General features: G+C 34.5%; 15 protein-coding genes. 1 reads left to right on the top strand and 14 read right to left on the bottom strand.

Annotated elements, in window-relative coordinates:
- Position 1: 1 nt before the first annotated feature.
- Positions 2-871: a hypothetical protein gene (locus tag YW9_RS12700; protein WP_147362930.1), complete on the bottom strand. Its 870-nt coding sequence runs from the start codon at positions 869-871 to the stop codon at positions 2-4.
- Between the two features lie 3 nt (positions 872-874).
- Positions 875-2365, bottom strand: a complete 1491-nt coding sequence (locus tag YW9_RS0107800; protein ID WP_018279619.1) for a hypothetical protein — start codon at positions 2363-2365, stop codon at positions 875-877.
- A 384-nt stretch (positions 2366-2749) separates the two neighbouring features.
- Between YW9_RS0107800 and YW9_RS0107805 the strand changes: the two genes are divergently transcribed.
- Positions 2750-5920 (top strand): glycoside hydrolase family 2 TIM barrel-domain containing protein, encoded by a 3171-nt coding sequence (locus tag YW9_RS0107805; RefSeq protein WP_231555632.1) that lies wholly within the window; start codon positions 2750-2752, stop codon positions 5918-5920.
- 25 nt (positions 5921-5945) lie between these two features.
- On the opposite strand, the gene YW9_RS0107810 is transcribed toward YW9_RS0107805, so the two are convergent.
- From YW9_RS0107810 to YW9_RS0107865, 12 genes are all read right to left on the bottom strand, one after another.
- On the bottom strand, positions 5946-6698 hold the full coding sequence (locus tag YW9_RS0107810) for a tetratricopeptide repeat protein (protein WP_018279621.1): 753 nt from the start codon (positions 6696-6698) through the stop codon (positions 5946-5948).
- A gap of 24 nt (positions 6699-6722) precedes the next feature.
- Complete coding sequence (locus YW9_RS0107815) at positions 6723-8483, bottom strand: BatD family protein (protein WP_026193906.1); 1761 nt, start codon at positions 8481-8483, stop codon at positions 6723-6725.
- A 52-nt stretch (positions 8484-8535) separates the two neighbouring features.
- On the bottom strand, positions 8536-9429 hold the full coding sequence (locus tag YW9_RS0107820; protein WP_018279623.1) for a tetratricopeptide repeat protein: 894 nt from the start codon (positions 9427-9429) through the stop codon (positions 8536-8538).
- Between the two features lie 53 nt (positions 9430-9482).
- A complete protein-coding gene (locus YW9_RS0107825) occupies positions 9483-10514 on the bottom strand; it encodes a vWA domain-containing protein (protein ID WP_018279624.1) in 1032 nt (343 codons plus the stop codon).
- Between the two features lie 97 nt (positions 10515-10611).
- Positions 10612-11613, bottom strand: coding sequence for a vWA domain-containing protein (locus YW9_RS0107830; RefSeq protein ID WP_018279625.1), 1002 nt, complete (start codon positions 11611-11613; stop codon positions 10612-10614).
- A 15-nt stretch (positions 11614-11628) separates the two neighbouring features.
- Positions 11629-13230 carry a hypothetical protein gene (locus YW9_RS0107835; protein ID WP_018279626.1) on the bottom strand — a complete coding sequence of 534 codons (1602 nt, stop codon included), beginning with the start codon at positions 13228-13230 and terminating at the stop codon, positions 11629-11631.
- 27 nt (positions 13231-13257) lie between these two features.
- A complete protein-coding gene (locus tag YW9_RS0107840; RefSeq protein WP_018279627.1) occupies positions 13258-14124 on the bottom strand; it encodes a DUF58 domain-containing protein in 867 nt (288 codons plus the stop codon).
- Between the two features lie 138 nt (positions 14125-14262).
- Entirely contained in the window at positions 14263-14946 is a 684-nt protein-coding gene (locus YW9_RS0107845; protein ID WP_018279628.1) for a DUF6261 family protein, read from the bottom strand.
- Between the two features lie 358 nt (positions 14947-15304).
- Complete coding sequence (locus tag YW9_RS0107850; protein ID WP_018279629.1) at positions 15305-16306, bottom strand: AAA family ATPase; 1002 nt, start codon at positions 16304-16306, stop codon at positions 15305-15307.
- Positions 16307-16521: 215 nt separating this feature from the next.
- Positions 16522-17745 carry an HD domain-containing protein gene (locus YW9_RS0107855; protein WP_018279630.1) on the bottom strand — a complete coding sequence of 408 codons (1224 nt, stop codon included), beginning with the start codon at positions 17743-17745 and terminating at the stop codon, positions 16522-16524.
- Positions 17746-17915: 170 nt separating this feature from the next.
- On the bottom strand, positions 17916-18515 hold the full coding sequence (locus YW9_RS0107860; RefSeq protein WP_018279631.1) for a DUF4254 domain-containing protein: 600 nt from the start codon (positions 18513-18515) through the stop codon (positions 17916-17918).
- Positions 18516-18643: 128 nt separating this feature from the next.
- The gene (locus YW9_RS0107865) at positions 18644-21124 is read right to left on the bottom strand and encodes a DUF4982 domain-containing protein (RefSeq protein WP_018279632.1); all 2481 of its coding nucleotides are present in this window, start codon (positions 21122-21124) and stop codon (positions 18644-18646) included.
- Positions 21125-21141 lie beyond the last annotated feature (17 nt).

The following is a 21141-nucleotide window of genomic DNA, read 5'->3' on the forward strand; positions in this document are numbered from 1 at the left end:
GTTATTGCCTTTCAGGAAAAAGTTCTTTTGCCCACATAATTTTTTCTTGTAGGCGATTTTCTTCCCATTGTTCAGGAGTGAGTTTTATATAAATATGATTTTTACTTGTATATTTAGGAACAAACTTAAAGTAAAAATCATACGAACCTCCCACGATGCCTTTTCCTTCAATATACGCAAAGCGGTCAATACCACGATGTTCGTTGTAATAATCACTGACTTGCCACCCATCAAAAGTCCAAAAACGATATATTTTTTCATTTCCGTGATTTTCAATTTGAGAAAGATAAATATTTCGCAAATGATGAGGGATAAAAAAACTTTCTTTGTCCTTTCCCTCCATAAAATCAATACGTTTGATAGGGTTTTGCCCTAAATTAAGAATGTAATTCTTAATTTGTGAAACATTTATATAACTCTTAAATTCAACAACATAAAACCATTCAAATAATGAAAATTTTGCTACATAATATTTCTCATTTTCCTTTTTTACCAATGAAAATTTATTGAACTCTTTGGATTCTAACATATAATCACTCGCCTCATAAGGACTAATTATGTTTATGATTCTTCGGGTTATTTTTTCAGGAGAAATAATATTATTTTCGATTTCTTGCCATTGTATTTCTTTCCATTGGGGTTGATTATTATATAAATTTGGCAAAACAGAAATTAATAAAATGATTTCTCCTCGTAAAATATTATACATTTCCACTTCTGTATGGACTCCGTAGAGTTTATTTGTGTTAAGTGTATATTTATTTACTTGATATTTTGAAGCAAGGCTATCTAACAAAACATAACTTTTCTCGGATTGTGAAAACCCGAGAAAAGAACATAAAAATAGTATGATTAAAAGTTTTGTTTTCATAACTTAATTACATTTGGTGCCTTTTGTATCAGTACCATTTCGTTGTCCTTGGTTCAGCAGTTTTTCTTCATTCGACATACTCTTTTCATCTACAATTCCCATTTTTGCCATTGCTCTGGCTGTTTTTAAGGGTATTTTAGGGTTAAATGAAATAATTGATTGAGCTAATTTTTCAATAAAGGGAGCAAACCTATTGTGTCCCTGTTCTTGTAACAGTTGATATTTTTTGACTTTGTTTTTATTTCCATACTCTAATTCAACTATTTTAACATCAGGGTATTTATGCTCAAATTCACTGTTATCAAATTTACCATTAGGTAAAATTTTACCTCTCAATCGTGTTTCTTCATAATTTAAAAAAGCGTGAATTACCTCGTGGTACATCGTTACTAAAATATATTCTTGGGTTGCGTTTTCTAATATATCAGGATTTAAATATATATTACTTCTAAAAATGATTTCATCTTCTGAAATTTTGGTCGCATTTGAAGCGTTAGCTTGTCCATCAATCCCTTTTTTTCTTAAATTCTCATCTTCTGTAAAAGTAATGTCATATTTGCTATCTCCTCCAAACGTTTCTTTCAATAATTTAGCAATATCATTTTTAAGATTGGGTAATTGTTTTAAAAGGTCTTTTGCACAGGGGTTAGTAAGGTTGTCAATAATCTCTCTTGGTTTTGGAGGATTTGTTCTGATGATGTGTGCACCTGCTTCTGAAAATGATGAACCTGCATTATTTCCCATTAAACGAAAATTTCTAAAATTCATTTGATGTGAGAATGTATAATTATTGCTAGAATGCCAATGTTCAACGGTAACTCCATATAATTCGTTAACTCCGTCAAACGTAAAGGGATTAGGTCCCCAAGTGTTTTTTTTCCCAGAACCCCAATTATCATTATTACCACTTGTGCAACCTACATCCCAACCAAGCACATCTACTTTTTGTAAAAATCCACATCCTTCCCCTCCTCTACGAGCAGTTAAGCTTCTCTGTTTGTGGATTTTTAATCTTTTAGTTATTCTTTGATTTTCTATTTTGTATGCCTCAACCAATTTTCCGTTTGTTTCGAAAAAATACAATTGAGCATCAAGTACTTCTCCTTGTGTATTTATACTATCTGTACGTGTCATAAACAAGAATTGTTTGATACTATCATTTTGCTTTATAAAGAGAATTTCTCCCTTAATGTCTGTTCCGAAAAGAGTTGTTGTTACTTTTGAATAATTACCATTACCAAAGTCTCTATCTTGTTGAAAGGAGTTCCAGTCAGGATTGATTTTTAGGAAGTATCCATTTTTATTGGCAAGTTTTTGTTTTACTTTTATAGCTTCTTCTTCTTCAAAAAGTGCTTTGGCTTCATTAATACTTACTTTTTCGTGAATTTCGGTTTTTGATGCGATTTGTGTATCTAAATCATTGTCGTGCTGACAGGCAATTGCTATTACCAATAGCAAACCTACAATTACTAAAGATTGAATTTTTCTTTTCATTGTGTTCTAAATTAAGAATTAATGTTCCAAATGTAGTAACTAATTTTTAGAAATAAAAAATATTAATTGTGTAAAAAGCAAAATTTAACATTTATGTGTTAAAGAATATCTGCTTTTATTTTTGATTTTTCAAAATAAAATTGTTAAAAAGATATTTAAAATCAGTTTTCTTAACTTTCCGTAATCGTGGTTTAAAAAGTAAAGGTTAAAAAATATCTTTAAAATAAAAGGAAATATGCTTGTTTTAAAATATAAATATTTAACAATTAGAAAAATACGATATAACATTTTTAGTTTTGTAATGATTTTATAAGTTAGGATAATTTTCTTACTTTTGTGGACATTCAATTTATGTCAGTCAAACTAATATTAATTCAGAATTATATGAAAACGTTAACCAGTTTTTTTAGTTTGTGTTTTTTGATGTTGTCTTTTCAGCAAAATTTGGCACAAAAACCTCATTTGGATAGTATTTTTGAAAATCCTTCTATTCAAGAAATTAACCGAATGCCAATGCGAAGCCATTATTTTCCTTTCGAGACTTCGGAAAAAGCACAAAAAAATGATTACCAACTTTCAAATCGTTACATTAATCTTAATGGGCAATGGAAATTCTTGTGGAAAGAAGATTTTAAAGGGCTTCCAAAGGATTTTTTCAAATCGAATTATGACGATTCACGTTGGGATAAAATTAAAGTGCCTTCGGTTTGGGAACTTAACGGATACGGAATTCCTATTTACGTAAATGAAAAGTTTGAATTTGCTATAAAAAATCCAAATCCGCCCGATGTTCCAGATGATTTAAAACAATCGGTAGGGATTTATCGCAAAGAATTCGAAGTGCCTTCTGATTGGAAGAATCAACAAATTTATTTACATTTAGGAGCCGTTAAATCTGCTTTTAAACTATACGTAAACGGAAAATTTGTGGGAGTAGGGAAAGATAGTAAACTGCCTTCAGAGTTTGATGTAACGCCGTATGTTTCTGCTGGAAAAAATAACATTGCTTTGGAAGTACGCCGATGGTCAGATGGCAGCTTTTTGGAAGCACAAGATATGTGGAGACTTTCTGGAATTACACGTGATTGCTATGTTTATACTCGTCCTAAAGTACATTTGTATGATATAAATGCAAAAGCTGGGCTTTCAAATGGTTATTCCGATGGAGTTTTAAACCTTTTGGTACAAGTTTGGAATCAATCTGAGCAAGGAAAACCGGATTATCGTCTTGAAGCCTCAATTTTTGATGATAAAAACAAAAAGATTTGGGTAGAAACAAAGAATATTTCACAAATAAAACGTAGCAATAGCAAAACTGAGCTTAATTTTTCAGCAAATATTCCTCTTGTGAAGCAATGGAGTGCCGAAATTCCTAATTTGTACAGATTGGAACTTCTGCTGAAAGATGATAAACAGCAAGTAAGTGAAGCTGTAAGTCTTTTTATAGGATTCCGAAGTGTTGAAGTTAAAGGAAGTGATTTGCTTGTTAGTGGGAAACGAATTTTCATAAAAGGAGTTAATCGCCACGAAACCGACCCAACAATGGGGCAAGTTATCAGTCGTGAAAGTATGGAAAAAGACATTTTGTTAATGAAGCAACTTAACGTCAATAGCGTACGTACATCACATTATCCTAACGACCCGTATTTTTATGAACTTTGCGATAAATATGGGCTTTACGTTATGGACGAAGCCAATGTAGAAACACACGGAATGGGATACAATCCTGAAAGAACATTGGCAACAAATCCACTTTGGGAAGAGGCTCACACACTTCGAATAAGAAGAATGATAGAACGCGATAAAAATTATCCAAGTATAATCATTTGGAGTTTAGGAAATGAAGCTGGTAATGGCTGGAATTTTTATCAGGCATACAAAATGGCAAAAGGATTAGATACAACTCGCCCAATCCATCACGAATTAGCTCATTATGATTGGAATACAGATATAGAATCCCGAATGTATCGCAGAATTCCTTTTTTGATAGATTATGGATTATCACACCCTAAAAAGCCTTTCTTACTATGTGAATACGCACACGCAATGGGAAATAGTATCGGGAATTTTCAAGAATATTGGGACGTTTTTGAAAGCTATTCAGGTTTGCAAGGTGGTTACATTTGGGATTGGGTTGACCAAGGATTTTACAAGAAGAATGCTAAAAATCAAACAATTTTAGCCTATGGAGGAGATTATGGAGATGAAAGCACCCCAAGTGATAATAACTTCTTAATTAATGGAGTAATTGCCTCTGACAGAACCTTTCATCCGCATTCTTTTGAGGTGAGAAAAGTATACCAAGAGATAGGATTTACTTATAAAGACCAAAAATTGACGATACAAAACAAACATTTTTTCAAAGATTTATCTAATTTCGAGTTTGTTTGGAAAGTTCTCAAAAATGGAGTTTTTGTAAAAGAAGGAAAAATAAGTGGAGTAGATGTTTTACCACGCTCTAAAGGAGAATTTTCTATAAATTTTGATGAGAATTTATCTAAAAATGCAACTTCTTTAGCTCAAACTATAGCTTCTGATAAAGAAAATGAGTATTATTTACAAATAGAAGCTAAATTGAAAACAAAAGAAGGTATTTTGGAAGGGAATACACCCCTTGCCTTTGCAGAATTTCAGTTAAGTACGTATAAAGTCCCTAATTATAAGCCTAATACAACTCCTATTGCTGTTACGCAATCAGATAAAGAAATCATTCTTCAAAATAGAAACTTTAAAGCAATTGTTTCAACAGAAAAAGGAAAACTTGTGTCATATGAAGCAGGAAAGAACATTTTGCAAGGAGATGGATTATTCCTGAATTTATGGAGACCAGCAACAGATAACGACTTTGGTGCAGGTTTGCCTAAGAAGCTCAAAGATTTGCAGCAAGCCGATGCAAATGCAAAGATTGAAAGTGTGGAAATTTCTGATTTGGAAAATGGGCAAAAGCAAGTGCGTATTACCAAAAAAGTTCTTGAAAGTATTGCATTTACACAAAAATTAACCTTTGATGGTAAAGGAAGCGTTTTGGTTGAAAATGAACTCATTCCGTTAAAAGAAAGTAATCAACTGACTTTTAAAATAGGAAATCACTTGGTTTTAACAAAAGATTTTGTAAACGTAGAATGGTACGGACGTGGTCCTTGGGAAAGCTATGAAGACAGAAAAACTTCTGCTTTCGTTGGGCATTACGAAGGAGCTATTGATGAACAATATCACCCATATGTTCGTCCACAAGAATCAGGTAACAAAACACAAGTTCGTTACGCTAAAATACTCCGTAAAGATGGAAGCGGAATTTTAGTACAATCAGAAAGTAATTTGCTTAATGTGAATGTATTGCCTTATAGTCCACAATCACTTTATCCAGGAGAGGAGAAAAAACAAACTCACTCTGCCGAACTTGAGAAAGACAATTTCATTCATTTAGATGTTGATTATCAGCAATTAGGATTAGGAGGCGATAACAGTTGGGGTAACTTACCTATGGAGCAGTATTTATTGTATCTGCACAAACCATACCAATATTCCTACAGAATCACTCCAATAGAGAAATAAAACAAAGGGAATGCGGAAGAAAGTACTATAAAAATCGTAAAGTACTTTCTTTCGCCCAACCTATTTTTCCGTCAGCTAATTTTATTTTTACCCAATCATTAAGGCTTTCGATAATTTCTACTTTTGTACCTTCGTGAAGTGAGAAAACCTCATTACTATAAGTATTAGGTTCTGAAAAAACACGCACTGTTTTATCAAAAAGAATTGCAAATTTCTCTCCTTCAATATTATTTTTATGGAAATCTGCAATGAAGTAGGTACCAATACTTCCAATTATTGCCACAAGCATTGTTGTAAAAAAGATTCTTTTACAGATGGTTTTGTCCAAAAAGTAGTATAATAAGAAACTGATTACAAAGGCAAAAATCCCTAAAATAGAAATAATAGCCCACATATCTAACGAAAAAAGTGATGTTATAGAATCAGAAAAGTTCTTAAACCACGTTTTCGGAAGAGGAGTAATGGCATCAATAGTCATTTGATTTGCAAAAACCAAATTATTTTTGGCATCTTCATTCTCGGGATTGAGTTTCAAGGCTTTTTCGTAATAGTAAATACTTTCAGGAACGTGATTTAGTTTGTAATGGGCATTTGCCAAATTATAGTACAGCGCTGATGATTCAAATCCTGATTTTAAAATAGACATATAATTTTCCACTGCTTCCTGAAACTTTCCAGAGTTGTAATTCTCAGTAGCTTTTGAAAAAAGAACATCATTATTTTGTGAAAAGCCTGATAACGATATAAATAGAATGGATATGTATAGAATATTTTTCATTTTTTTTCTTTTTGAGATGTAAAATTATTTCCGAATTTGTTTATCCAATTCAGATAATGTTTGAACAGATTTGCGATAATCATTTTCCATTGAAACTCTGTCAATTGGAGAATAACGTGCCATTTCGCAATTTTTGAGTAATCCTAAAAATTCTGAAATAGTTTGTGGATTTACGTTTCGAAGTGAAAGTAATTCTGATATTTTTTCTTTACTCATTTCCGAAGTTTCAATCTTTAGTTTGGCTTTCAGATAATTATGCAAAGCTCGTTCCAATGCCTCGTAGAATGTATTTTTATCGTTTAGTTTTCGTTTAGCTTCACTTAAGTATTTCTTTGCCAGTTTGTTGGCAGCTCTCACTTTATTTCCTTCAATATCACTAGTTCTTTTCTGTTGAACTTTCCACAGAATCAACGCAATAGGGATTAAAAGTAAAGGTAAAAATAACCATAAATAGTAACGTGTTGAGCCAAAAAATAACGATTTTCCGATAGGTTGCAAATCACCATTCAGTTGCAAGAAGCGGAATTGATTGCCCTGTGTTTTAACATCTTGTTTAACAATACTATTTGAGGAATTTTGCCCATTTCCTGTTGGTCCTTCGGTAACATCAATCCAAATTTCATCTGAATTGATGGTTTCATATTTCTCTGTTTTTGGATTAAAATATGAAAAAGAAACACTTGCTATAGGATATTTCCCTTTAAATTGAGGAACTACGGTGTAAAATTCTTCAACTTGTCCTCTCATTCCTGAAATGGATGTAGTTATATTGTCCTTTTTTTCAGGATTATACACTTCTAACGCTGTTGGGAAAGTTAATTTTGGTATATCGAATAATTTTAGGTTTCCATTACCTGAAATTTCAACTTTGGCTTGTAAACTTTCATTGGATTTTAGCTCTTTTTTGGAGGTAGTTACATTAAAAGAGAATTCTCCTACAGCTCCTGAAAAGTTTGCAGGTTTTCCTGCTTCAGGCAAAGCCTTCACATTTATAGTACGATTGCCAGAAGTAACTCTTTTAGCAACTTGATCCATAATGGGTCTTCCAAAGAAATCGCGTTCAGTGGTAGGTACGCTCAAAATAGCTTCCAATGTAAGTGGCTCAAGGGTAATGTTTCCGTCTTTTTGAGGATAGAGAACCACTTTTTTCACAACAATACATCGGAAGGGTTTTCCGTTATAAGTACAATTTTCAACATCATAATCTTGTAATCGAATTTCTTGACTCCAGAAGTTAGGATATTTTGGGGTATCTATTGAACGTAAATCATTAAGTGCCACTTGTCCGCCAACATACAAGCGATACACAACACTCACAGCTTCATTCAAATATGGATTTGGTTTTGAAACTTCTGCTATTAAGAACAAATTATCTTTGGCTACATCGTTGCTAGTTTTGTCAATTGAAGGGTTACTAACAGCTTCTGTAACTGTTATTTGAATAGGAGATGTTTTATATGTTTTTCCATCAATTTCAATAGAGGCTTGTCCGATGGTGAATTTACCTTTAGCAGTAGGTTGCAAGATATATCCGTAAGTTTTTGAAAAACTCCGTTTACCGTTTATCCACGACTCGGAAACGGATTGGGAAGGTCCCATTACCACTGTAAAGTTTTTAAAATTCGGAGGAGTAAAATTATCTCCGTTTTTATTCATTGAAAACTCAATTCGTAAACGTTCGTTTAAGCCTAAGTTTTCTTTGCTTACTTTGGCAGTGAATTCTATGTTTTGTGAATATAATAGATTGACTATGAAACTAATAAAAAATAATATGCGATATCTCATCTCCATTGTGTTTTTAACTTTATCTGCTTGTGCATTAGTATATTATTTCTTTTTACCAGTCTTTTTCTGATTTAGACCGATTTCCTTTTACTTTTTGAGCATTTATTTTCTCTTGTGTTTTTTGGTCTTCATTATTCATTGCCTCTAAAATGCGTTCCATTTGTTGAGGAGATAGCGAAGATGGACGATTTTGTTTTTTCTCACCATTATCCTGATTTCCATCTTTTTCTTCTTGTTTATTATCTTTTGGATCTTTTCCCTGATTTTTGTCCTGATTTTCTTTATTATCGTTTTTGTCTTGTTTATTTTGGTTGTCGTTTTCTTTATTTTTATCGTCTTGTTTGTCTTTTTCGTTCTGTTTGTCCTTATTTTGGTCGTTTTTATTTTGATTATCCTGATTATTTTGGTCGTTTTGTTTGTCTTTGTTGTCTTGATTTTGTTGTTTATCTTTATTATCTTCGTTGTTTTGAGGTTTTGGAGGATTTTTCTTTAGTAAATCTTGAGCAACTGCCAAATTATATCGAGTTTCTTCATCTGAAGGATTGTTGCGAAGTGCTTCTTTGTAGACTTCTACAGCTTTGTCGTACGCTTTTTCTTGCATAAAGATATTTCCCAAATTATGAAATATTCGGTGTCTTTCTTCATTGCTTATTTCGGTTGAAGTTGATGCGTTTTTCAGACGCGAGAAAGCCTCTCCATAGCTTTTCTGTTTGTAGTACATTGTACCCAAATTATATTGAGCTATTCCATTATCTCTATTTTTTGCAATGGCGTTACGATAATCAACTTCGGCTTGAATGGGTTGGTCGTTTTTCAGAGCGTTATTGCCTTTGTGTGTATATTTTTTTGATATTTCTTTTGATTTTATAACGTTTTGAACCTCTTTATTTTGTGCAAAAGAAAGAAATCCTATCAAAAATACTATGTAAAATAAATTTCGTTTCATTTTTAATTTAGAAATATAGCAATTTATTAAAAAGATAACTATAAAATATGATATTACGACTCGTTAAATAAGTTTAACTTTTTAACCCATAGTGTTTTTCTCTCAAAAATAAAAAAATCAAGTATGAGTAGCAGTAATGCTCCCGCCAAAAACCATTGAAATTGGTCTTTGTAATCCACAAATTTTTGAGTTTCAAATTCACTTTTTTCTGTTCTGTCCAGAATTTTTACAATTTCCTCAACAGCTTCTTTGGTATTATCCCCATTGATGTATTTACCACCTGCGTTTTGGGCAATTTGCTCCAGTAATTCTCTATTTAGGTGAGTGATAACCACTTCTCCGTTTCGGTCTCGCTTGTAGGTTTGCGTATTTCCTTCCTTGATGGGTATGGGAGCTCCCTTTTGCGACCCTACACCGACAGTGTAAATAGTAATTCCTTGATTGAGAGCTTCTGTTGCGATTTCAGTTGCTCCCATTTCGTGGTCTTCTCCGTCCGAAATGATAACCAGAATGCGTGATGTAGGCAGATTTTCGTCGAAATAATTACTTCCCATTCGTATGGCTTCCTGAATGGCTGTACCCTGTGATGAAAGCATATCTGTGTTCATACTTTGCAAGAACATCTTTGCCGCTGAGTGGTCAGTGGTTAAAGGTAATTGTGGGTAAGCACTCGCTGCGTATGCAACTATCCCAATTCGGTCGCCTTTTAGTTGGCTCATTGTTTCAAATACCAAACGTTTGGCTTTTTCAAGGCGGTTGGGAGCTACATCTTCCGCCAACATACTTTTTGATACGTCAATGGCAAACACAACATCAACGCCTTCACGCTTTACGGTCTCAATTTTTGTGCCAATTTTCGGGTTCGCCAAAGCAATACATAAGAGTACAATGATGACAGCCAAAAAACTAAACTTTAACCAAGGTTTGAAACTGGAGCGATTTGGTGCTAATCGTTTCAATAGCTTTTCATCAGCAAAATGTTTCTGTTTTCTTCTTTTTCGAATTTGTGAAAACACAAAAACAAGAAACATAAATGCTATAATTGGAATGAACCATAGGTATATCTTTTCGTCAATATGTATCATAATTATTATTTTGAAATAAGATGCTACAATTTTTTGATTGTATTATAGAAAGTATGATGATAGTTTTCAGTATTAGACTTACAATCCGATAAGTCAATTAAATATCATTTCTCAAAATGGTATGTTTGAGTATAAATTCAAGCAATAATAACAATCCGGCTACGATAACTAACAAACGGAACTTTTCATCAACTTGTGTGTATTTGAATTCTTCAATCTTTGTGGTTTCCATCTTGTTAATTTCGGCATATATTTCCTCTAATTTTTTGTTGTCTGTGGCACGAAAGTAACGTCCTTCAGTAGTTTTTGCAATTTTTTTCATTAGTGGCTCATCAATTTCCACTTGTTGCATACGGTACATAATACTTCCGTCGGCGTTAAGGGCATACGGAGAAAGAGCCATACCATTTGTACCGATACCAATAGTATAAACTTTGATGCCATATTCTGCTGCCAGTTCTGCTGCGGTTTGTGGGTCGATAAAACCAGTGTTGTTCACTCCGTCAGTAAGCAGAATTATTACACGGCTTTTGGCTTTACTCTCCTTAAGTCGGTTCACGGCGGTAGCAAGTCCCATTCCAATAGCCGTTCCATCTTCAATCTGACCATAGGTAAGCTCCTTTATTGAATTTAGTATGATAGATTTATCGCTCGTTACGGGCGTTTTAGTATAGCTTTCACCTGAATAGACTACCAATCCTATGCGGTCAGAGGGGCGTTCCTTCACAAATTCTGACGCTACTTTCTTTAAAGCCTCAAACCGATTTGGTTTCAAATCCTGCGAAAGCATACTTGCCGAAACATCAATTGCCATTACAATGTCTATACCATCTGTAATTTTAGTTTTAGCTGATTCTGAACGTGTTTGCGGACGTGCCAAAGCTACAATGATTAAAATTACAGCCAATATTCGCAATACAAACAAGAAATGATATAGTTTATTAGCAAAAGAGTTTGTTTTTTTGAAAGCACTGATTGTTGGTATTGTTAGCGAGGCTCTTGATTTCTTGTTCAAGAAGAAATACAACAAAACCATCACCGGAACAAGTAATAGCAACCATAAAAAAGCTGGATTTGCAAAAGTTATATTGTCAAACATAAGTAATCTTCTTTATCAATCTTGTTTAAAGTTAATAGAAAGCAATATCCGTTGAGCTATTTCTCCTGCTTGTGGAGTATCAACATACGTGATGAGCAGTTGTTGCAAAGCACCATTCTCTGTAAAGCTATATAATTCATAATTTGCTTCAAAAGGATTTTTATTTTTCTCATCAATTAACGTCATTTTACCTGAAACTTTAATCCCTTGCACTCCGTTTGGTGCTGTATATTCCTCTCTTAGGGTTGTAATATTCTTGGCTCCAGCTGCATCTAACTGCGAAAGCACAATTTCATTGACCATTTCGGGGTCTAATTCAAATTGTTGGTCTGAACCTGTTTGTTTGAAAGTGATAACGCTGGTCATCACATACAATTCGGAATTGATACTTCCAAAATCGAATACATATTGCTTATCGATGCGTCCTTCAAAGCCTTTAATATCAATTATCTGCCTGCGAGTTAGTATCTTTGGCGTTGTAAGCTCTGTAACAGGATACCCATAATCACTTGTTACCCATTCACTTTTACTCATTTTCTGGATAGAATTGCCACCAAAGAAGCTATTAACAACATAATATGCCAAAGTTCCTACAAGGATTGCAGCTATTACACTTACAACTATGGTAGTAATTGTTTTATTTCTGTGTTTTTTCTTCTGTAAAATTTCAATTTGTTGGCTGTTAGAGATTTCAATTTCTTCAGAAACTTCAGGAATTGCCTTTTTTGTTTTTACAACCACATCTTCAATAGTGTCTCGGTCGTATTCTGCGATATTATCCGAAGGCTTATTCTTTGCAAATTTAACTAAATCAGCAGTTTGCAATACTCTTTTCAGATTGGAAATAGTTTCAAGTGTTAGGTTAAGTTTCCCACTTTCTTGAAGAATATGTATTTTCTCTAATAATTCATCGCTGGTACTTTCCTTAGCCGAAATATGCACTTCATCTTCTAAGTAGTTTCGGATAATATCGGTTAGTTCTGAGTAATATTCTTTATGCTTTGATTCTATAAGATATTTAGAATTTTGTAATTTCTTGAGTTTTTCAATAGCTTGTTCAAATGGTGGCAGATTTTTTAGTCTTTCTTCTTCTGAAATTCGTTTCTTGCGGAATAAAATTAAGTAAACAGAAAGCAAACCTAAGGCAATCACAGCGAAAAACAAACCAATCCATATCCATAAATTCGTGCTTTTAGTTGAGGATACTTCGGCAATAGGCTTGATGTCATATAAAGGCTGTTTTAACGTGTCCACCGCTACCGAACGTACCTCAATGAGCAATGAATCTGTAAAGAAATCTTTAGAATTGATGTTAATTCTTTGTCGAGGTATGGTATACTTACCAGCATCGAACTGCGTTAAGAAATATTCTTTCTCCAAACGAAGTTTTTCTCCTTTGATAATGGTATCAGTGGGGGAGGTTCTCACCATTTCCAGAGGCATAAAGGTTTGTCCATCAGGAAATAAAACAGGTTCCCCTTCCGATGTTTCTACAGATATCTTGTACTTTATTTGTTCTCCTATCTTTATTTCTTTAGTATCGGCTTCAAATTGAATTTCTTGTGCGTTTAAGCCTACAACTAAAAACAATAGAGCATATAAAAATATATTTTTCATCATTGTTTATCCCTATTCATTGAAAAACTATCCTCTTCGTTTAAAATAACCTAATAACTTCTGTGTATAACTCTCATCGCATCGGCAACTTACAGTACCCGCTCCTGATTTTTGCAATAAACTCTCGAAGTACGATACCGTTTCTTTGTAATGTTTCTCATATTCAAGACGTGTTGCTCTTGAATTGGTATTGACAATCATTAGTTCGCCTGTCTCAGCATCTTGTACCGAGATGTAACCCAAATTAGGTAAAGTGGTTTCTTTTTGGTCATATACCCGAATGCCTGTAACGTCGTGTTTGCGAGAGGCAATCTGAATTGGTTTTTCATAACCTCTGTCCATAAAGTCCGATAAAACGAACACAATTGCCTTTTTCTTCATTACACTACTTAGGAACTGAAATGCTTCGGCAATGTTTGTTTTATAACTTCTCGGTTTGAACTCGATAAGCTCACGAATGATACGAAGAACGTGCGATTTTCCTTTCTTAGGCGGAATGTATAGCTCTATTTGGTCTGAAAACAAAATCAATCCTGTTTTATCATTGTTTTGAAGTGCAGAGAAAGCCAATGTTGCAGCAATTTCGGTAATCATTTCGCTTTTAAATTGCTGAGAAGTTCCAAAAAGCTCACTTCCACTAACATCAACCATTAACATTAGAGTAAGTTCACGTTCTTCTTCAAACACTTTCACGAAAGGTTCGTTATAACGGGCTGTTACATTCCAATCGATATTGCGAATATCATCACCATACTGATAGGGTCGTACTTCGGAAAAAGTCATTCCACGTCCTTTAAAAGTAGAATGATACTCTCCCCCAAATATATTATCGCTAAGCCGACGCGTTTTTATTTCTATTTTTCGTACTTTTTTTAATATCTCTTTGGTGTCCATTGCCAAAATAAATCTTTAAACCTTAAAGTTAGGTATAATATTCGTAAAACTCTTAAGAACTGAGCTGAGCAAAGTCATAATATGCTGTTTTTTAAAAATTTTGACTTTGTTCTTTTCTATAAATTAACATTTTATAGATTATATCACTCTTCGTTTGTATCGGGTGATAAGGTTATTAATGTTATTGATGCAGTTCACGTAGTCATTTTCTCCTTCCACGATAGCAAGAGCATTGATGAGCTTTATCAATTGCCTATATGCATCATCAACCTCCTTACGTGCAGCTTTCATTGAGCCTTTTTTCTCTCCTTTTTTCTCTTCATCACGCTCTGACATTCCTTTTACTACTCTGTCATTGGTTTGTTTTAAGGGATTTACAATCTTGTTCAGTCCTAAAATAGTAACATCATTGGCATATTTAGTTTCTAATTCATCAATAAACTTAACAAGTAGTCCCGTTTGCTCATCAAGTTGCATTGAAGTTTTGATACCATAATCTTTGATGAGTTGTGAAAGTCTTTTTTGAGCTTCCTTTATGCCTTCATCAGGAATAGAACCAAATGCAGCTACTGCACTTTTGAATCCCATATAGAGTTTATCACGTTCTTTATCGGCGATTTTGATTTCATCGGTCTTAAAACTTTTCTGTGATTGGTTCATCGCTTCCTTTTCCTTAGCAAGTGCTATTTTGTAAGGCTCCAATCGCTTCTGAACTTTCTCTGATACAGATGTGTCTGCTTCTACAAAGTTTAAAACTTCACTATGAAAAGCAAAATGTGCTCCATTAGGAATAGTACGTAGGGTTATTTCTTGTATTTCCATATTTTTTAATGTTAGTTATGTTATTATATATGTTCTAAACTATCTTTTTTAGATTGAAAATAGCATACATTTATTGCGTTATAGATTGTTTTATCTTAAAAATAGTTGAGTTATAGGCTATATCTGGTGTGTTTTCAATCAATATGTTTATTTGTGTAATTGTTTATCGTTTGTTTTTGTTGTTTTATATGATATAAAATTTCATTTTTTCTTTTGTCTTAAACGTGATTAAATCAATTATAGTGTGTATTGATTATTTTTTTATTGTAAAATGATATTTTTATAGCCTGTAAAACATTTATTTTTTACGTTGATTGAGTGTTTTCTTAAAAAATATATGCTATTTTAGTGTTTGTTCTTATGGAACTTCAATTGTATTGACAATTTTGTGAATAATTTCAACAGAAGTAATGTTTTCGGCTTCAGCTTCGTAGGTTATTCCAATACGATGACGCAATACATCGAACACAACAGCGCGTACATCTTCTGGAATTACATAACCACGACGCTTAATAAAGGCGTAACATTTCGATGCCATTGCCAGATTGATACTACCACGAGGTGAAGCACCAAAGTTAATGAGTGGTTTTAGCTCCGATAAGCTGTATTTTTCAGGATAACGCGTAGCAAATATGATGTCCAAAATGTATTTTTCGATTTTTTCATCCATATACACCTCACGAACGGCTTGTTGTGCTTTCAGAATTTGCTCGAGCGACACTGTTTGGTTTACGATTGTTTGCGTATTTAGGAGGTTATCGCGCATAATGCGTTGCTCTTCGTCCAATTTCGGATAATCAATGACAGTTTTTAGCATAAAACGGTCAACTTGAGCTTCCGGAAGGGGATATGTACCTTCTTGTTCAACAGGGTTTTGCGTTGCCATTACCATAAATGGAGTATCAAGCTTGAATGTTGAGTCGCCAATGGTTACTTGTCGTTCTTGCATAGCCTCTAACAATGCTGATTGCACTTTGGCTGGAGCTCGGTTTATCTCATCTGCCAGTACGAAATTGGCAAAAATAGGTCCTTTCTTGATAGAAAATTCATTTTGTTTGATGTTGTAAGTCATCGTACCGATAACATCAGCAGGAAGTAAGTCGGGCGTAAACTGAATACGACTGAAACTTCCGTGAACAGCCTTAGCCAAAGTGTTGATGGATAGTGTTTTTGCAAGTCCTGGCACACCTTCAAGCAGAATGTGACCTTTTCCAAGCAGACCTATAAGCAATGCGTTTACCATATGCTTTTGCCCCACAATAACTTTGTTCATTTCATTGGTAAGAGCATCAATAAAAACACTTTCTCTTTCAATTCGCTCGTTGATTTGCCCAATATCAATAGATGTTCTGTGTTCCATAAAAAATAGTATTATGTGAATTTGTTTTAATCAATAATAATTCAGTTGATGTTGATTTCTGCACGCAAGTTATAAATATTTTTTTTCTTTTGTGTTAAAAAAATTTAAAATACGCAATTAGTTAAGAAAAAGAATTGAGTATTTAGTTGTTAAAAATATAAAATGGTGCGTATTTTGTAATCTTTTTTCTCTTTTCAGTGTTGTTAATGAATTAATTATAAATCTTTTGGGTGGCAAAGATAATATTTTATCACTGGCTTAGATAAAGCTTCTAAGTTGAGTTGGTCAGAGGCTTTGATAACATCTGTGATTTTTCCTTTTTTAGTTAAGATATTTATCCTTTGTTGCTCTGAGTTATAAGCCGTGTTGGAGATTTTATCTGAGAAAACGAAATATGTGGCGTCCTCCATTGATATGTTGTAAACAGAAGCAACTTTTTCATATAAAACATTTAGTTTGTCAGAATCAAATTCTGAATTTTGTAATTTTACTTTTGGTAAATCTCTGTACAAAAGCATTTTACTTAATTTAGAAAGTATCAAGTCATTATGGAATTGCCATTCTTTCATTGCTGAGAGAATATCCACATCATCTAATAGAGCAAATTTATCTAAAACATCTTTGCTGAATTGCTCTTTCTCAACCTTATTTTTGATAAAAAATAGCAAAGGACTTGACATAGGTAAATTTTCTCCTTTGTGAATCAGTTGTTTAGCTCGTTTTAAAACTCTAATGAGTAGTTGTTCACCAGCTACACTTGTTTTATGTAGGTACACTTGCCAATACATTAATCTTCGTGCAACTAAAAATTTTTCTACTGAGTAAATTCCCTTTTCTTCTACAACTAATTCATCGTTTCGCACGTTAAGCATTGATATGATGCGTTCAGGGTTGATATTTCCTTCCGCTACACCAGTATAAAAACTATCGCGTTTTAGATAATCCGACCTATCCATATCCAATTGACTTGAAATAAGTTGATGTAAAAACCTACGTGGATAACTTCCTTTGAAGATTTTAATTGCAACATCTAACCTACCTCTAAATTCACGATTAAGTTCCTGCATAAATAGCAATGAAATTTCCTCGTGTGCAATATTGCTGACGATGCTGTGTTCCATTGCGTGTGAAAAAGGTCCGTGACCAATGTCGTGCAGTAAAATGGCAATGTAAAGTCCTTCGGCTTCTTTATCCGAAATTTCAATTCCTTTGTAACGAAGAGTTTCAACGGCTTTTTGCATCAAATGCATACAACCTAAAGCGTGTTGAAATCGTGTATGTCTTGCTCCAGGATACACCAAATAGGAAAGTCCCATTTGTGTGATACGTCTTAAGCGTTGAAAATAAGGGTGTTCAATTAGGTCGAAAATAAGGCTGTTAGGAATGTGTATGAATCCGTGAACGGGGTCGTTAACGATTTTTAGTTTGTTTCTTTTCACAGTTGAAAAATTAGAAACGCAAACTTACGGAAAATCAACCAATTTCACAAATCGAAAACAATATAGAAAGGAGTATTTTATTTCGATTTTTAAATTTTAATTCCAAACAAAAAACTTTGGTGAAATGTAAATTTCACCAAAGTTCGCGTATATAGATTGTTTATATGAGATTACTTTTTCCTTAAGATGGGATTAAGTTCCTCATCATTGTACATCTTCATTTGCTTATACACTTTCATATACTTGTTACCCTTTTCAATGTCTTCTAAAAGTTGATTAAGTGCTTGTGATAAATCTTTCTTTTGTTCCAACAAAACGTTTAGTTTTTCTTGGCAAGTGGCTTTATGTTCAGCTGAAGCATCAGGGCGGTTCACTTCTTCTTGCATATGATATATTTTAAGTGCAAGAATGGATAGCCTATCCACTGCCCAAGCAGGACTTTCGGTGTTAATGGTGGCTTCTGGAAGAGGTTTTACGCTTTTGTAAAGGTTTAGAAAATAACTATCGATGTACTCAACTGTATCGGTACGATCTTGGTTCGAGGCATCAATCTTGCGTTTCAAGTCTAAAGCTGCCACGGGATCAATATTTGGGTCACGAATGATGTCTTCATAATGCCATTGCACAGTGTCAATCCAATTTTTTCGATAGAGTAAATGCTCAATACTTGGCGAAGAGTAAGGATTGGTAAAAGGTTGATTTACATCGTCTAAAATATGATATTTTGCAATACTTTCTTCAAATATTTTAAAGGCTTTTTCGCTAAACATAGTTTAATTATTTTTCACAAAGGTAGAACTTATTTTTGAAAGTTTCAAAAATTCAATAACTATAAAATAGGTTTTCAATAAAAAAGGATAGCTATCTTTTGAACAACTATCCTTTTTCTAATAAAAAATTATTTCTGTGTTTTCACTTTAATTACAGCAGTTTTCAATCCTTTACTTTTAGCTTCCAAAGTAATTTCCCCTGCCTTTTCGCTTGATTGCACGATAGCTACCAATTTTCCGTTGAAAAGATACATTTTTGGCAAATGGAATTGGTCGGTTGAGGTGGCATCGCCATTGGCTGCCGCACGATATGTTCCCGCTCCACTCACTTTAAAAGTAACCAAATCATTTACATTAGGGCACAGATTTCCGTCTTTGTCCACCGCTTCTATGGTAATGAACGAAAGGTCTTTTCCGTCGGCAGTAATTACATTTCTGTCAGCAGTAAGGCGAAGTGAATGTGGTTTTCCTGCGGTTTTTACAATTTTTTCAGCTACGGCTTTTCCGTTTTTGTCATAAGCAATCACTTTTACCTCTCCTGCCTCGTATTTGGTGTCGAGCCACATTAGGCGATAACGTTTCTGACGCTCAAACGATTGCTGCGCTTCTTTGGTGTAACTTCCGCCAAGCGGAATATTCAAATCTTTACTGCGTTTCCCTTGACTTTTTCCATTGATGAAAACCTCCGCCGAAGGATAATTTGTATAAACAAAAATTGGAGTTACCTGTCCTTCACGTCCTTCCCAATTCCAATGTGGTAGAACGTGTAGCGTTTCGGCTTCTTTGTTCCAATGGCTTCTGTAAAGGTAAAATCTATCTTTAGGAAGTCCTGCCAAATCCACCGCACCAAAGTATGAGCTGTGAGCTGGCCATTCTACATAGTATGGAGTAGGTTCGCCCAAATAGTCAAAGCCTGTCCAAATAAATTCGCCAATGGTGTAAGGCAAATCTTCGTGTTGAATCCAATCATCTTCTGGCAAATTTGACCAACCGCAATGTTCTACATCATAGGAAGAGGTTTGTTGGTCTTCGTATTTCGGCATTGATTTTCTTTCCACAGGGAATTTGTAAACGCCTCGTGAACTGATAGTTGAAGCGGTTTCACTTCCCAAGATAATCTGTTGAGGCAACAATTTGTAGGCTTCTTGATAACGGAATGGACGATAGTTGAAACCTGCCACCTGCATAGTTGCCGCCATATTGTTTTTGAAAACGTGGTCGGGTCTGTCCATTCCATTGGAAACAGGTCGTGTACCATCGTGTTTGTGGATAATATCCTGCAACCAACGTGCTACTTTGGCTCCTTCCTGAACGCTTTGTTCTTCTACTTCGTTACCGATGAACCACATCACCACACTCGGGTTGTTACGAAAATGACGTACCAAATTGGTTAAATCCTTTTCTGCCCAATCTTTAAAATAACGATTGTAGCCATTTTCTACCTTCGGAATTGCCCATTCATCAAAACTTTCCAAAGCCAACATCATTCCCATTTCATCGGCAATACGCACATATTCAGGAGCTGGCATATTATGAGCGGTACGAATGGCATTCACGCCCATATCTTGCATAATTCGTATCTGACGACGGATAGCCGCCTCATTGACCGCAGCCCCAATCGCTCCCAAATCGTGGTGCATACACACGCCCTGAAACTTGATTTTTCTTCCGTTGAGGTACAATCCGTCGTTGGGTTTTATTTCGATTTTTCGGATACCAAAAGTGGTTGTTTCGGTGTCTTTCAGCGTTCCGTTTTCATATATTTTTGTAACTGCTTTGTACAAATTAGGTTGCTGGATATCCCACAAAACAGGATTTTTTACGTAAATATCTTGCTGAACTTTATTATTGACAATAAATTCATCGTATTTCTTTCTGTCAGAAGCGATTTTTTCTCCTTTCGGATTAAAAATTTCGGTTTCTACTTCAATGTTAGACAGATTTTGACTTTCTATTTCAGTTTTTAGCTGAATTTTAGCAAAATTCTTTTCAATTTCAGGAGTTGTGAGCTGAATTCCCCAAATAGGAATGTGCGTTTTGTTTTTGGTAATGACGTGTACATTTCGGTAGAGCCCTGCACCTGGGTACCAACGCGATTGCTGGGTCAAATTCTCCAAACGAACCGCCAACGTATTGTTTTTGGCTTTGACAAAAGGAGTAACATCGAGGAAAAAAGTGTTGTATCCGTGATGCCACTGCCCTGCTTTTTGCCCGTTGACGAATACTTCGGCGTTGGACATTGCTCCGTCAAACTTGATGAAAACTTTTTTGTCGGCGTTGAAATCTGCCACATCAAATGAAGTTCGGTACCAACCCACACCTACGAACGGAAGTCCGCCCGTACGCCCCGAATGCTCGATGGGAGCTACCTGTCCGTCTTGCTTGATGGCGGTGCGTTGTACGTCATTTTCAATATCGAACGGACCATAGATAGCCCAATCGTGAGGCACAACTACATTTTGCCATTTTTTGTCATTTACGGAAATTTGCGAGAAATTTTTGTTATCCTCACGCGTGAATTTCCAATTCTTTTCGAGGGTTTGCAAGGTCTGTGCGATACTCAGGGAACTCATTCCCACTAAAATGGTTGATAAAAATATATTTTTCATTGGCTTAAAATTATCGG

This window comes from Capnocytophaga cynodegmi DSM 19736 (assembly GCF_000379185.1).
Taxonomy (GTDB): domain Bacteria; phylum Bacteroidota; class Bacteroidia; order Flavobacteriales; family Flavobacteriaceae; genus Capnocytophaga; species Capnocytophaga cynodegmi.